The sequence below is a fragment of the Burkholderia sp. Leaf177 genome (assembly GCF_001424345.1).
GTDB lineage: Bacteria > Pseudomonadota > Gammaproteobacteria > Burkholderiales > Burkholderiaceae > Caballeronia.
Map to the genome: position 1 here is coordinate 563,831 of NZ_LMPF01000021.1, position 13,202 is coordinate 577,032.

11 protein-coding genes and 1 pseudogene are annotated in these 13,202 nt (G+C 61.4%); 8 read left to right on the plus strand and 4 right to left on the minus strand.

Annotated elements, in window-relative coordinates:
- Positions 1-6: 6 nt before the first annotated feature.
- Positions 7-903: a DMT family transporter gene (locus ASG35_RS17975; protein WP_056360208.1), complete on the minus strand. Its 897-nt coding sequence runs from the start codon at positions 901-903 to the stop codon at positions 7-9.
- A 108-nt stretch (positions 904-1,011) separates the two neighbouring features.
- Between ASG35_RS17975 and ASG35_RS17980 the strand changes: the two genes are divergently transcribed.
- On the plus strand, positions 1,012-2,409 hold the full coding sequence (locus ASG35_RS17980) for an aminotransferase-like domain-containing protein (RefSeq protein WP_056360210.1): 1,398 nt from the start codon (positions 1,012-1,014) through the stop codon (positions 2,407-2,409).
- Positions 2,410-2,412: 3 nt separating this feature from the next.
- On the opposite strand, the gene ASG35_RS17985 is transcribed toward ASG35_RS17980, so the two are convergent.
- Positions 2,413-3,483 (minus strand): NAD(P)H-dependent flavin oxidoreductase, encoded by a 1,071-nt coding sequence (locus ASG35_RS17985; protein WP_056360214.1) that lies wholly within the window; start codon positions 3,481-3,483, stop codon positions 2,413-2,415.
- Positions 3,484-3,607: 124 nt separating this feature from the next.
- Here ASG35_RS17985 and ASG35_RS17990 point away from each other — a divergent pair, with 124 nt between their 5' ends.
- Both ASG35_RS17990 and ASG35_RS30835 read left to right on the plus strand, forming a co-directional pair.
- A complete protein-coding gene (locus ASG35_RS17990; RefSeq protein WP_056360217.1) occupies positions 3,608-4,495 on the plus strand; it encodes a LysR family transcriptional regulator in 888 nt (295 codons plus the stop codon).
- Positions 4,496-4,551: 56 nt separating this feature from the next.
- Positions 4,552-4,650 (plus strand): annotated as a pseudogene (locus ASG35_RS30835) (carboxymuconolactone decarboxylase family protein); the annotation flags it as partial.
- Here ASG35_RS30835 and ASG35_RS17995 read toward each other — a convergent pair.
- On the minus strand, positions 4,647-5,609 hold the full coding sequence (locus tag ASG35_RS17995; RefSeq protein WP_056360220.1) for a LysR family transcriptional regulator: 963 nt from the start codon (positions 5,607-5,609) through the stop codon (positions 4,647-4,649). The pseudogene ASG35_RS30835 and the gene ASG35_RS17995 overlap by 4 nt on opposite strands.
- A 117-nt stretch (positions 5,610-5,726) precedes the next feature.
- Between ASG35_RS17995 and ASG35_RS18000 the strand changes: the two genes are divergently transcribed.
- From ASG35_RS18000 to ASG35_RS18010, 3 genes are all read left to right on the plus strand, one after another.
- On the plus strand, positions 5,727-6,911 hold the full coding sequence (locus ASG35_RS18000; RefSeq protein WP_056360223.1) for a M20 aminoacylase family protein: 1,185 nt from the start codon (positions 5,727-5,729) through the stop codon (positions 6,909-6,911).
- Positions 6,912-6,933: 22 nt separating this feature from the next.
- Complete coding sequence (locus ASG35_RS18005; protein WP_056360226.1) at positions 6,934-8,208, plus strand: MFS transporter; 1,275 nt, start codon at positions 6,934-6,936, stop codon at positions 8,206-8,208.
- A 248-nt stretch (positions 8,209-8,456) separates the two neighbouring features.
- Positions 8,457-9,512 carry a class I SAM-dependent methyltransferase gene (locus ASG35_RS18010; protein WP_056360230.1) on the plus strand — a complete coding sequence of 352 codons (1,056 nt, stop codon included), beginning with the start codon at positions 8,457-8,459 and terminating at the stop codon, positions 9,510-9,512.
- A gap of 45 nt (positions 9,513-9,557) precedes the next feature.
- On the opposite strand, the gene ASG35_RS18015 is transcribed toward ASG35_RS18010, so the two are convergent.
- Complete coding sequence (locus ASG35_RS18015) at positions 9,558-10,361, minus strand: CerR family C-terminal domain-containing protein (RefSeq protein WP_056360233.1); 804 nt, start codon at positions 10,359-10,361, stop codon at positions 9,558-9,560.
- A gap of 99 nt (positions 10,362-10,460) precedes the next feature.
- Between ASG35_RS18015 and ASG35_RS18020 the strand changes: the two genes are divergently transcribed.
- Both ASG35_RS18020 and ASG35_RS18025 read left to right on the plus strand, forming a co-directional pair.
- On the plus strand, positions 10,461-11,600 hold the full coding sequence (locus ASG35_RS18020; RefSeq protein ID WP_056360235.1) for an HlyD family secretion protein: 1,140 nt from the start codon (positions 10,461-10,463) through the stop codon (positions 11,598-11,600).
- Positions 11,593-13,197 carry a DHA2 family efflux MFS transporter permease subunit gene (locus tag ASG35_RS18025; RefSeq protein ID WP_056360240.1) on the plus strand — a complete coding sequence of 535 codons (1,605 nt, stop codon included), beginning with the start codon at positions 11,593-11,595 and terminating at the stop codon, positions 13,195-13,197. Before ASG35_RS18020 ends, ASG35_RS18025 begins: the two co-directional genes overlap by 8 nt.
- Positions 13,198-13,202 lie beyond the last annotated feature (5 nt).

The following is a 13,202-nucleotide window of genomic DNA, read 5'->3' on the forward strand; positions in this document are numbered from 1 at the left end:
GCTTCCTTACCGCGCGGCCGCCAACGTCACCGGCCGTGCAAAACGCTTCGCGCCGACCACGCAAAGCACCACGGCCGTGGCAACGGCGACCATCGACCAGCCGACCGGTTCATGAAGCAGCGTTGCCGCGAGCACCAGCCCGAAAAACGGCTGAAGCAATTGCAATTGGCCGACGGCGGCAATGCCGCTCAAAGCGAGCCCGCGATACCAGAACACAAAGCCGATCAGCATGCTGAACAAGGACACGTAAGCAAGTCCCATCCAGGCCGGTTCGCCGATGCCGTCCCAGGACGCCGGCAAGGTGGCGAGCGCGGCCGGAATCATGACGGGCAGCGACATCACCAGCGCCCACGAAATCACCTGCCAGCCGCCGAGCTTGCGCGAAAGCTTCGCACCTTCCGCGTAGCCGAGACCGCAGACGATCACGGCGCCGATCATCAGAATATCGCCGATGGACGTGGCACCGCCGCCCTGCATCAGCGCAAATCCTGCAACGAGCGCCGCGCCCAACCCCGAAAAAATCCAGAACGCAGGGCGCGGACGCTCGCCGCCGCGCAGCACGCCGAAGATTGCGGTTGTCAGCGGCAAAACGGCGACAAAAACCACCGAATGTGCCGCCGTGATGTGCTTGAGCGCGAGCGCGGTCAGCAACGGAAATCCGATGACCACGCCGAATGCAACCACGCCCAGCGGTATCAGGTCGCTGCGTTCCGGCCGTTTTTCGCGGAAGATCAGCAACAGGAAAAGGCCGAGCGCGCCCGCGATGCAAGCACGTGCCACGGTCAGGAAAACCGGGTCGAAACTCGCGACCGCGAGCCGCGTGGCGGGAAGCGAACCGCTGAAAATCAGCATCCCGAGAAAGCCGTTCATCCATCCGCTCGCCGTCTTGTCCGTCTCGCTCATTTTTATACCTTTGGTTTCTAGCCTGCAGTATCGATTGCCGAGGCATGGCTTTTCCAGAGACAGTGCACTACAGTTCTGCAAAACTGTCTTGGCCGGAAACCAGTACACATGGAAGACACACTCCAAGCGGAATCGGGCACGCTCGTCGAACGGGTGATGCAGGCGGTTCAGCAACGCATTTCCAACCGCACGCTCGCAGCAGGCGCCAAAGTGCCGTCCATCCGCGGCCTCGCCGACACGTTGCAGGTCTCCAAGTCCACCGTGGTCGAGGCGTACGACCGGCTTGCGGCCGAAGGCGTGATCCAGTCGCGGCGCGGATCCGGGTTTTACGTCACGAGCCACTTGCCGCCGTTGTCCCTGACCGAGCTGGGTCCGCTTCTGGACCGGGCGGTCGATCCGTTCTGGGTATCGCGGCAATCGCTCGATTCCGCCGATGACACCATCAAGGCCGGCTGCGGCTGGCTGCCCGGATCGTGGATGCCGGAAGCGGGAATACGCCGGGCGTTGCGCGCCGCCGCGCGCGCGGACGTGTCCCTGCTCGCCGATTACAGCACGTCGCGAGGACTCCCCGCGCTTCGGCAATTGCTGGCGCGGCGCATGGCGGATCGAGGTATTGAAGCTGCGCCCGACCAGATCATGCTCACCGAATCCGGCACGCAGGCCATCGATCTCATGTGCCGTTTCTTGCTGGAACCGGGCGATACCGTTCTTGTCGATGACCCGTGTTATTTCAACTTTCTCGCGCTTCTGCGGGCGCATCGCGTGAAGCTCGTCGGCGTTCCGTACACGCCTTCGGGACCCGACATGACGCTCTTCGCGCAGGCGCTTGCCGAACATCGGCCGCGTCTCTACATCACGAACTCTGCGCTGCACAATCCGACCGGCGCGACGCTTTCGCCGGTTGTCGCGCATCGTTTGCTGAAGCTCGCCGATCAGGCCGGGCTGACGATCATCGAAGACGATATCTTCGGCGACTTCGAGCACGAGCCGTCGCCGCGCCTCGCCGCGTTCGACGGCCTCGACCGGGTCGTGCATATCGGCAGCTTTTCAAAGAGCCTTTCGGCGGCTGTGCGTTGCGGGTTTATCGCGGCACGCCATGACTGGATCGAAAGTTTGATCGACCTGAAGATCGCGACGTCGTTCGGGAGCGGACGCCTTTCGTCCGAACTCGTGCTGAGCGTGCTGAAGGACGGCACGTATCGCAAGCACATGGAAACACTGCGAGAACGCTTGTCCCGTTCGACGGGACCCGTCAGCGCGCGGCTACAGACGCTCGGCATAGAGCCATGGATAGAACCGCGCGGCGGAATGTTTCTCTGGTCTGCATTGCCGGAAGGAATCGATGCAGCGGACGTCGCGCGGCGCGCGTTGATGGAGAACGTGGTTCTTGCGCCAGGCAATGCGTTCAGCGTGACGCAATCCGCCAGCCGTTTCCTTCGCTTCAACGTGGCGCAATGCACGGATCCGCGCATCTACAAGGTGCTCGAACGGACGATGCGCGGATAACGCTCAACGCAAGCGTTCCAGCGTTTCTGCAATCAACGCGCGCGTCAGATCGCCCGCAGGCATCTCACGCGCGAGGCGCGCCGCCTGTCCCGACCAGAGGCTCGTAAAGTCGCCCTTGCCTGCTTCCTCGGCCTTTGCCTTCAGCGGCGCGAGCGCAGCCGATGCAAGCGGAAACGCCGGCGCCACGTCCGACAACGGCCCGACTTCGCGCATCACGCGGTTCATGATGCCGCGAGCCGGCCGTCCGGTGAATACATTGGTCAAGGCGGTGGAATCATCGCTCGATTCGCGCAGCGCGACGCGATGCAACTCCGGTACCTTCGCTTCAGGACAGAACAGATAAGCCGTCCCGATCTGCACCGCCGACGCCCCCAGCGCCAACGCAGCAACAATCCCTCGTGCATCTGCAATCCCGCCGGCCGCGATCACCGGCACCGACACCGCGTCCGCAACTTGCGGCACGAGCGCGAAGGTCCCGACCTGCGTTGCCATGTCGTGATTCAGGAACGTGCCGCGATGCCCGCCCGCTTCGAATCCCATTGCAATGATCGCGTCGCAGCCATGCGCTTCGAGCCATCGTGCTTCAGCCACCGTGGTAGCCGACGCAATGATCTTCGCGCCCGTCGCCCGGACGCGATCGAACAGCGTTTTCTCCGGGAGTCCGAAATGAAAACTCACGACCTCCGGTTTGAACGCTTCTACAAGCGCGCAGAAATCGTTATCGAACGGACGGCGAACTGCGCCCGCCGGCGTAACTTCAGGATCGATACCGTGTTCGATGTAATACGGAGCGAGCCGTGCCCGCCAGGCGAGATGACGCGCGGCGTCGGCAGCTGGCGGCGTGTGGCAGAAGAAATTGAGGTTGAGCGGCGCACGGGTTTTCGTGCGGATCAATGTGAGTGCGTCACGCGCCTGCTCGACGCTCAACAGCGCGCAAGGCAACGACGCAAGACCGCCCGCTTCGCCCACCGCAATGGCAAGTTCCGGTGTACCCGGCCCCGCCATGGGAGCGAGAATGATAGGAGCTTCAATGCCAAACAAATCGATGATTCGACGATCGCGCCAGGTGCCCATGTTCGTTCCTTTATCCGCTTCAATGCTTGATGATTCAGTGCCGTCAAGCTTAGCAAGCTTTGATCGGGCGAGCGGCGCTTTGATGTGATAATTGCTATCACTTCTTCCGATACCTGGAGTCATCATGGACGCCGCCGATCTGCGCATTTTCGAGTCGGTCGCACGAAACGGCAGCATGAATCGCGCGGCGCTCGAACTTCATACCGTTCAGTCGAACGTGACCGCGCGCATTCGTGTGCTCGAGGAAGAACTCGGCGCGGCGCTGTTTCATCGGCATCATCGCGGCGTTGAGTTGACCGCTGCTGGACGCAGGTTATTGCCTTTCTCCAGACAGATGGCGCGCTTGCTGGACGATGCCCGGACAGCAGTCCGGGACGAAGGCGTTGCAAGCGGACCGCTGGTGCTGGGCACGCTCGAAACCACCGCGGCGTTGCGTATGCCGGACGTCCTCACGCAGTTCACGCTCGGCTTCCCAAAGGTCGAACTCGTCATGCGAACGGGCACCACCTCGAGTCTCGTGGATGATGTCTTGCAGTATCGGCTCGACGGCGCGTTTGTTGCCGGTCCAATCACGCATGAAGACCTGCATGCGGAAACCATCTTCAGCGAAGAGATGGTGCTGGTTACCGCGCGTCGCATCCGATCCACCAACGATCTCGCGCAAATGGGCGTGGTGAAAACCATCGTGTTCCGGCAAGGATGTTCGTATCGGACGCGGCTTGAAAGCGTGCTGACGCGGCTCGGCCTGCAGGTCGGCACGCCGCTCGAATTCGGTTCACTCGATGCCATGCTCGGATGCGTTGCAGCGGGCGTAGGTCTGACGCTTTTGCCGAAGGGCGTTGTCATGGCAGCATCGCGTGAAGGGCGTGTCACCTTGCATGATCTCGCGCCCGAGGATGCGTTCGTGGATACCGTGTTCGTGCGCCGCCGCGACGTGTATGCAAGCAGCGCCATGAATGCCTTCCTTGCTATCGCGCGTCCGGTGGTCGAGCCGGCGCTCGTGTCCGCCTGAAGCCGTTTCAAGGCGCTTGACTTAGAGCGTGCTCCAAGCGAAGCCATGCACGAAAGGAGATCATTATGCAGATGGCAGTTTATGCGGGCTTTCCGGCGGCGCTCAACGGCCTGTTTGCTGCAAAAGAAGTATTCCACTCGCACGACATTGCCTAAGCTGCGCCGGTTCCTCGACTCGATGCCGCCCAGCGTCGTTGCATTGCTTCCACGAGTTGCCGCCATAAAAATTCGGCCGCCGGCGACAGACGCCGTCCCACCCGGCGTATGACCTGGCTGCTGAATTCGCGCGCAATCGGATGCTCGATTTCGAGCGCGACAAGGCGTCCTGCATCGAGATATTGACGCGCTGCGTCGGTGGACATGAACGCCACGCCCAATCCCGCTGCCGCGATTGCCTGAGCCGCGGAAAACAGATCGCATCTGTACGATGGCGTTACCGTCAGCCGTTCGGCGCGGATGATGGCTTCCAGATATTGCTGCACGCCGAACCGCTCAGGCATGAAGATCAAACGCTGGTCGCGCAGTTGTTCGAAGCGTATCCGGCGCTCGCCTGCAAGCGCGTGACGCGGACTGACGAGCGCGCAAAACGGCGCCGCGCGAAAGATCCGCGCGCGAATCGCGGGATCGCTGCCGCCACCCGCGCACAGGCCGAGATCGACGTCGTCGTTGCGCACCATCGAAATGATTTCGGACGTTGCGCCGCTGCGAAATTCCACCTCGATGTCAGGAAACTGCAAGCTGAACCGCTCAAGCACGGTGGCCAGCAAGTTCTCTATAAACCCCTCGCCCACGCCTATTCCCAATCTCCCGCGTCGCAGGCTCTTGAAGTCTTCGAGTTGCGCGAGCATGTCGGCGTCGCGACGCGTGCTTTCGCGAAAGTGTTCGACGAGGCTCAAACCAATCTCGGTAAGCACCGCGCGCCGCCCGCTTCGCTCGAGCAACACGACGCCGTATTCCCGCTCCAGTTGCCCGATTTGCCGGCTGATCACGGATGGATTGATGCCGAGCGCGTCGGCCGCCGCGCGCACGCCGCCGTGCGCTTCGACCTCATGCAGATACCGCAGGCTTCGAGCGCTCAATACGCTCTCGCGCGCCGACGAAATATCGATGGACATTAGCGAGTATCGTTGACATTTGAGTCAACATTATCGGTCAAGGAACGTCATTGATTGGTGGATTTTGCAGCGGAATACTGCCCCATTCCGTTTCTCCAAATACAGGCGCCACAGACCATGGAAGATACCAAGGGTTTTTGCTTACTCGAAGACACGAGCGATCTGCGCGATGAACTCAGCATCATCCGCCATCACCTGCATCAGAATCCGGAGCTTGCGTACAAGGAATTCCAGACCTCGGACTTCGTGGCGCAAAAGCTGGAAACGTGGGGCTACAAGGTCACGCGCGGTCTGGGCGGAACGGGCATGGTGGCGTCGCTTACGGCGGGTTCCGGCACGCGCGCAGTCGCCGTACGCGCCGACATGGACGCGCTGCCTATTGCCGAAGAAACCGGCTTGCCGTATGCAAGCAGCAACGCGGGCCTGATGCACGCATGCGGTCACGACGGACACACGACCATGGTCCTGGGCGCCGCGCGCCATCTGGCGCGCACGCGCGCCTTCAATGGCACCGTGCATCTCGTGTTCCAGCCAGCCGAGGAAATCGGCGCGGACAGTGGTGCGAAACGCATGATCGAAGATGGTCTGTTCGAACGGTTCCCGTGCGAAGCGATCTTCGGGCTGCACAATCATCCGGGCTATCCGACCGGCACGTTCATGTTCCGCAGCGGGCCGTTCATGGCGGCGTCGGATACGGTCAACATCACGGTGCATGGCCGCGGCGGTCATGCGGCACGTCCGCAACTTTCCATCGATCCGGTCATGATCGGCTCGGCTCTGGTCATGGCCTTGCAGACGGTGGTCGCGCGCAGTATCGACCCCATGCAAACGGCCGTTGTCACCGTCGGCGCGTTCAACGCGGGTCACGCGGCGAACGTGATTCCGGAATCGGCGCGTCTGCAAATCAGCGTTCGTTCCTTCGATGCCACCGTGCGCCGCCAGTTGGAAACCCGCATCCGCGCACTCGCCGACGCACACGCAAGCGGCTACGGCGCGAAGATCGATATTGACTATGTGCCGGGTTATCCGGTCGTGATCAACAGCGAAGCGGAGACGCAACTGGCGCTTGAAGTGGCGCGTGAACTGGTTGGCGAGGAACGCGTGGTCGATAACTTCGGGCCCATTGCTGGCAGCGAGGACTTCGCGTATTACCTGCAGCAAAAGCCGGGCTGTTTCCTGCGTCTGGGCAACGGTGAAGGCGCGCCGATGCTTCACAACGCGTCCTACGATTTCAACGATGACAACCTGACCGTCGGCGCTGCGTACTGGACCCGTCTGGTCGAACGCTTCCTCTCGCGATAAGAAAACCATCTACGGGTTCCCCATGGCGACCACTACAGTTCAACCTGCCAGAGCCGTATCGCAAAGCAAGATCGTGATCGCGGCGATCATCGGCAACTTGCTCGAGTTCTTCGATTTCACCGTCTACAGCTTTTTCGCGCTGACCATCGCCAAGCTGTTTTTTCCGGCGCACGATCCGGTGGTATCGACGCTGCTTGCATTGTCCGCGTTCGCGATCGGTTTCGTGGCGCGTCCGGTCGGCGGTTTCGTACTCGGACATTACGCCGATAAACGCGGCCGCCGCGCCGCCCTCACGCTGACCATTTTCCTGATGGCGGTCGGCTCGGCGATCATTGGTCTTGCGCCGACTTACGCAAGCATCGGCCTGGCTGCGCCCGCGCTGATCATCTTCGCACGCTTGTTGCAGGGCTTCGCGCAAGGCGGCGAATTCGGCGCTGCCACGGCTACGCTGCTCGAAACAGGATCGGCCAAGGGACGCGGGTTTCGCGCAAGCTGGCAGCTTGCAAGCCAGGGCGCTGCGGCGCTGATGGGTTCCGGCATCGCGGCGTTGCTCACGTATCAATTGAGCGCCGAGCAACTGCTCGACTGGGGCTGGCGCGTGCCCTTCCTGATCGGCACGCTGATCATGCCGGTGGGCGTTTATCTGCGTCGCCATATTGTGGAAGAGCCGCCGAAGCCGGCGAAGACCCGCGCGTCCGCGTTCGAGCCCGGAATGGTTCGCAAGTGGATCCTGACCGTGTTCGCGATCATGGGCATGACGGTCGCGACCTACGTTCTCATGTACTTTATTCCCACGTACATGATCCAGTACCTCAAGGTGCCGGCCAAGCTTTCCATGCTGGTGTCGATCAGCGCGGCGATTGCATCTCTGGCGTTGTGCCCGGTATGGGGCGCGTTATCGGACAAGATGCAGCGGCGCAAGCCGTTGATCCTGGTCGGCCGCGTTGCGCTGATCGCGCTGCTTTACCCGTGCTTCTGGCTGATGAATCAGTTCCCTTCGTTGCCCGTGGTGATGAGCCTGATCGTGTTGCTGATGCTCTTCTACACGATGGGTTCGGCCCCCGCCTATTCGCTGATGCCGGAGAACTTCCCCAAGCATCTGCGCGCGGGATATCTTGCGAGTGCGTATGCGGTGGCGGTATCGGTATTCGGCGGGAGCGCGCAACTCGTGGTCGCCTGGTTGATCAAGATCACCGGCAACACCATGGCGCCGGCGTGGTACATGATCGTGTGCGTGGTGATCTCGTTGATCGCCGTTTCCAAACTCGACGAAACCGGCGGCCGCGAACTGAGCTGATCGTCTGCGTAGCAACGTCAAAGAAAGGCCGGACGCGCAGCGCGTTCGGCCTTTTTCGTTCAAGAGTTTGCTTCGCGTCAATCGATAAAACCACGCGGTTTTATATCGCCAACACATTAACAGCCACGAGCTTCCCCGCAACGATCACGCATGCATAAAGGCCGCAAGCTCCCTGTCAGCGTCCTATAATTTTCGCAAGATGCGGATCGCACGGGCGATGAAACGAAGTGCTTTTAAAGGAGCGCATCATGGCTGTGGATCAAGCAAGACTCGATGCATTCATGGGCGGTTTCGTGCATGACCTGGGTGCCGTGATGCACGCGGCGACCGTCGTTGTCGGCGATCAGCTTGGACTTTATAAAGCACTTGCTGCAAAGCCCTTGCTTCCGGAAGAACTCGCCCGGGAAACCGAGACCGACGCGCGCTATGTGCGCGAGTGGCTCAGCGCCCAGGCGGCGAGCGGTTATGTCGATTACGATCCCGCGTCGGGGCGCTTCAGCCTGAGCGAGGAACAATCGTTCGCGCTCGCGCAGGAAGGCAGCCCGGCCTTCATTCCCGGCGCATTCCAGATCGCCGTCGCGCAGTTCAAGATCATTCCAAAGATGGTCAAGTCGTTCAAGACAGGGCTCGGCGTAGGCTGGCACGAACACGACACATCGCTTTTTCATGGCACCGAACGCTTCTTTCGTCCGGGCTACGCGGCCTATCTTGTGAATGACTGGATCCCGGCGCTCGGTGGAGTTGCGGCGAAGCTGAATGACGGCGCGCGTATCGCGGATATCGGCTGCGGACATGGCGCATCGACCACCATCATGGCGCAGGCTTTTCCAAAATCCACCTTCGTTGGATACGACTACCACGAGCCTTCAATTGCGTATGCAAGAGACGCGGCGAAGAGCGCGGGTGTCGGCGATCACGTGAGCTTCGAAGTCGCTTCATCCACGGATTATCCCGGCCGGGACTACGACCTCGTCACCATGTTCGATTGTCTGCACGATATGGGCGATCCGCTCGCGGCATCGCGTCATGTATTCGATACCCTGCGAAATGACGGGACGTGGATGATCGTCGAGCCGTTTGCCAACGATGAACTCGAAGGCAACCTGAACCCGGTCGGCCGGATCTTTTATTCGGCATCCACCTTGATATGCACGCCAGCCTCGAGGGCGCAGCCAGGCGCCATGTGCTTGGGCGCGCAGGCGGGCGAGCGGCGGATCAGGGAAATCGTGACGGCAGGAGGTTTCCGGCAATTCCGCCGCGCCACGGCAACGCCATTCAACCTCGTTTTCGAGGCGCGGCGCTGAGCGGAAACGAGCTGAGAAATAAGCCAAGGCGCGTCGGCTGCCGGGTCAAGCCGGCTTGGCGTTCTTCTTCGCTGAGGCGCTTGCCGGCCGCTTTCGCACGGCCCGCTTGACGGCCAGTTTCAGCGCGCTCTTGCGTTCATTCGCTGCGGTCTCGCGCGCCCATTTTTCAAGCAGAGTGCGTGTTTGCTCGCACACGATCGCCTTGAGAAACTCGCCCTTTTCCAGGTCGATCTCCTTCCAGCCAAGCAACGCGAGCGTGGTGCGCGGCGCTACGTGAAACATCAGCATCTGACCGTTCAGGCTGATCATCCGGATCAGGGTTTCGGGGTCATCAGGCGTGGTGCCGGTGATGCGCGCCATGAGTCGCGAGGCGACATCGTTCAATGGCTGACGCACGCGACGCGTCAAGATCTCGGTTGCGATAGTCGGCTCGTGGCCCACTTGTTCGCGCGCAAAAAACAGCCGGTGATTCGTGGTGCCACAGCCTTTTGCGAACATCCGGTCGGCAATGGCTTCCTGAATGCGAATGAAAGCATCGATCAACGTGGGCATGGCCGCGTTGTTTTCCAGCACCTGATTCGCGTGCGCAACGACAGGCTCGAAACTGGCAGCGGCTTCATCGGCCATATATTCGGCGCACGCGCGATACACGCCCTCTTTATTCTCGAAGTAATACTGCAGCGCCGGCGCGTTCACGCCCGCGCGCGCGGCGATCTCGCGTGTCGATGCGCCATCGAACCCGTGTTCTCCAAAAGATTCGATCGCCGCCACAATAATTCGCAGCCGTGTTTCGTCTCCACGTACGTAACCGCCTTCTGACGGACGACGCAGCCGTTTTGTGTCGTTCATTCCAGCCTCCCAACATTCAGGTGCAAAATATATCACTTGACACAATTCTTCCAACTGGAATAATTCTTCCGATTGGAATAATTTGGATCTAAGAAAACGATGTCAACAACAGCCGGATCACCTCCGCAGGATCGCCTCCCGCAAGACTCCGCCGTTCCAGCGCCCCGTTCCCGACGACGCCTGATCCTGATAGCGCTCGGACTCGTGGTTATCGTCGCCGGCGGAATCTGGCTTGCGCGCTGGTGGACAGTTGGACGCTTCATGGAAAGCACCGACGACGCTTATCTGCAGGCCGACAGCGTGACCGTTGCGCCGAAAGTCAGCGGTTATGTGACGGACGTGTACGTGGGTGACAACGCGACCGTGAAGGCGGGCGACCCGCTTGTTCGGCTCGACACGCGCCAGTACCAGGCTTCGCTCGATCAGGCCGAGGCGACCATCGCGGCGCGCACGGCGGATATCCAGAAGGCGCAAGCCGATATCCTGCAGCAGCACGCGAATATCGATCAGGCGAAGGCGCAGGAGCAGGTCGCACGTTTCAGCGCCCAGCATGCACGCGATGAAGTCCAGCGTTATGCGCCGCTTACCGCGACCGGCGCGGAGACCAGCGAGCGTCTCGCGCAACTTACGAATACCCGCGATCAGGCCAACGCAACGCTTGCGGCCAATACGGCCGCGGTCAAATCGGCCGAAACGCAGATTGCTTCCACTACAGCGCAAATCGCCCAGGCGCGCGCCCAGCTCGAAGCCGCGCAAGCAAGCGCGAAACAGGCGCAACTCGACATGCAGGACACCATCGTGCGAAGCGCCTTGCCGGGCAAGGTCGGCGATCGCTCGGTGCGGGTCGGCCAATATGTCCAGCCCGGCACGCGGATGATGAGCGTGGTGCCCATTCAAAGCACCTATCTGGTCGCCAATTTCAAGGAAACGCAGGTGGGCCATATGCGTATCGGGCAGCCGGTAACGCTGCATGTGGATGCGCTGTCCGGCACGGATCTGCATGGCGTGGTGGACAGCTTCGCGCCGGGCACAGGTGCGCAGTTCGCGCTGCTGCCGCCTGAGAACGCGACCGGCAACTTCACGAAGATCGTGCAGCGCGTGCCGGTGCGGATTCGCATCAATACGGGTCCTGAGACGCGCAGCGTGCTGTTGCCGGGTTTGTCGGTGACGGCGGACGTGGATACCCGTTCTTCGCGCGAAGGCGACAAGCGCATCGAAGCCGAGAACAATCATGGCTGAAGCAACCAGCACGGCGCCTGCTGCGCCCGCTGCACCCGCCGCGCCGGAGGCTGAACGTGCCAGCGGCGCGGACTGGCTTGCGGTCGCCGCGGGGTCGCTCGGCGCGTTGATGGCGACACTGGACATCTCGATCACGAACTCGGCGCTGCCGCAGATCCAGGGCGAGATTGGCGCAACGGGCACGGAAGGCACGTGGATTTCCACAGGCTACCTGATGTCCGAAATCGTGATGATCCCGCTCGCTGCATGGCTCACCCGCGTCTTCGGCCTGCGCAATTTCCTGCTCGCCAACGCAACGCTCTTCATCCTTTTTTCGATGATGTGCGGCTGGTCCCACAGCCTGCCCATGATGATCGCCGGGCGCATAGGCCAGGGTTTCGCCGGCGGCGCGATGATCCCGACCGCGCAGACCATCATCCGCACGAGATTGCCGCGCTCGCAGATGCCCGTCGGCATGACCATGTTCGGCCTGATCGTGCTGCTCGGGCCGTTGCTTGGTCCGGTGCTCGGCGGCTGGCTGGCGGAGAACATCAGCTGGTCGTGGTGCTTCTTCATCAACCTGCCGGTGTGTATTGCGTTGATCACGTTGCTGATTGTCGGGCTGCCTTCGGACGGGCCTAACTGGAGCACGTTCCTCAAGGCCGACTGGGTCGGCATTGTCGGGCTCACCATTGGCTTGAGTTCGCTGACTGTCGTGCTCGAAGAAGGCCAGCGGGAGCGCTGGTTCGAATCGAGCCTGATCGTCTCGCTGACTTGTGTGACGCTCGCAGGCTTCCTGCTGATTGCCATCTCGCAGTTCACCGCGAAGAAACCCATCATGCGGCTGAGCCTGATGAGCAACCCGCGTTATGCAAGCGTCATCATCATTGTGTTTGCGGTCGGCGCGGGACTTTATGGCGTGTCGTATTTGCTGCCGCAGTTTCTCGGCATCGTGTCCGGATACAACGCGCAACAATCGGGCGCGATCATGCTGATCTCCGGCGTGCCCGCTTTCCTCATCATGCCCATACTCCCGCGCATACTCGGCAGACTCGACTTTCGCGTGCTCGTGATCATCGGATTGTTGATGTTTGCGTGGAGCTGCATGCTGGACATCGACCTCACCGCGCAAAGCGTCGGCCACGATTTCTTCTGGTCGCAACTGATACGCGGCTTCGCGCAGATCCTCGCCATGATGCCGCTGAACCAGGCGTCCATGGCGGCTGTCTCGCGGGAAGATTCAGGCGACGCCGCCGGCCTCTACAACATGGCCCGCAACCTGGGCGGGTCGGTGGGGCTTGCAATCATCGGCACGGTGATCGATCGGCGCACGACGTTCCATACCGCGATGATCCGCGAATCGCTGACGGCAAACTCGGTGATCGGACAGGATCGCGTTGCATCGAGTGCGGCGAGCTGGTTCTCGCAAACCGGCGACATGGCGTACGCAAAGATGCGCGCGATCGGGCAGATCGCAGCGCAGATCCACATGCAGGCCACGGTGATCACGTATTCGGAAACTTTCTACTTGCTCGGCCTTGCGCTGCTCGCGTGCATACCGCTCGCGCTGTTGCTGAAGACGCCGCGCGGTCCCGTGTCGTCCTCCGCCGGCCATTGATGCCT

Excerpts from the sequence above, each read along its gene's own strand:
- ASG35_RS17990 (WP_056360217.1), top strand. The coding sequence starts at position 3,608 with ATGGACGCCGCCGATCTGCGCATTTTCGAGTCGGTCGCACGAAACGGC.
- ASG35_RS18000 (WP_056360223.1), top strand. The coding sequence starts at position 5,727 with ATGGAAGATACCAAGGGTTTTTGCTTACTCGAAGACACGAGCGATCTG.
- ASG35_RS18025 (WP_056360240.1), top strand. The coding sequence starts at position 11,593 with ATGGCTGAAGCAACCAGCACGGCGCCTGCTGCGCCCGCTGCACCCGCC.
- ASG35_RS18015 (WP_056360233.1), bottom strand. The coding sequence starts at position 10,361 with ATGAACGACACAAAACGGCTGCGTCGTCCGTCAGAAGGCGGTTACGTA.
- ASG35_RS17985 (WP_056360214.1), bottom strand. The coding sequence starts at position 3,483 with ATGGGCACCTGGCGCGATCGTCGAATCATCGATTTGTTTGGCATTGAA.
- ASG35_RS18020 (WP_056360235.1), top strand. The coding sequence starts at position 10,461 with ATGTCAACAACAGCCGGATCACCTCCGCAGGATCGCCTCCCGCAAGAC.
- ASG35_RS18005 (WP_056360226.1), top strand. The coding sequence starts at position 6,934 with ATGGCGACCACTACAGTTCAACCTGCCAGAGCCGTATCGCAAAGCAAG.
- ASG35_RS17980 (WP_056360210.1), top strand. The coding sequence starts at position 1,012 with ATGGAAGACACACTCCAAGCGGAATCGGGCACGCTCGTCGAACGGGTG.
- ASG35_RS18010 (WP_056360230.1), top strand. The coding sequence starts at position 8,457 with ATGGCTGTGGATCAAGCAAGACTCGATGCATTCATGGGCGGTTTCGTG.
- ASG35_RS17995 (WP_056360220.1), bottom strand. The coding sequence starts at position 5,609 with ATGTCCATCGATATTTCGTCGGCGCGCGAGAGCGTATTGAGCGCTCGA.
- ASG35_RS17975 (WP_056360208.1), bottom strand. The coding sequence starts at position 903 with ATGAGCGAGACGGACAAGACGGCGAGCGGATGGATGAACGGCTTTCTC.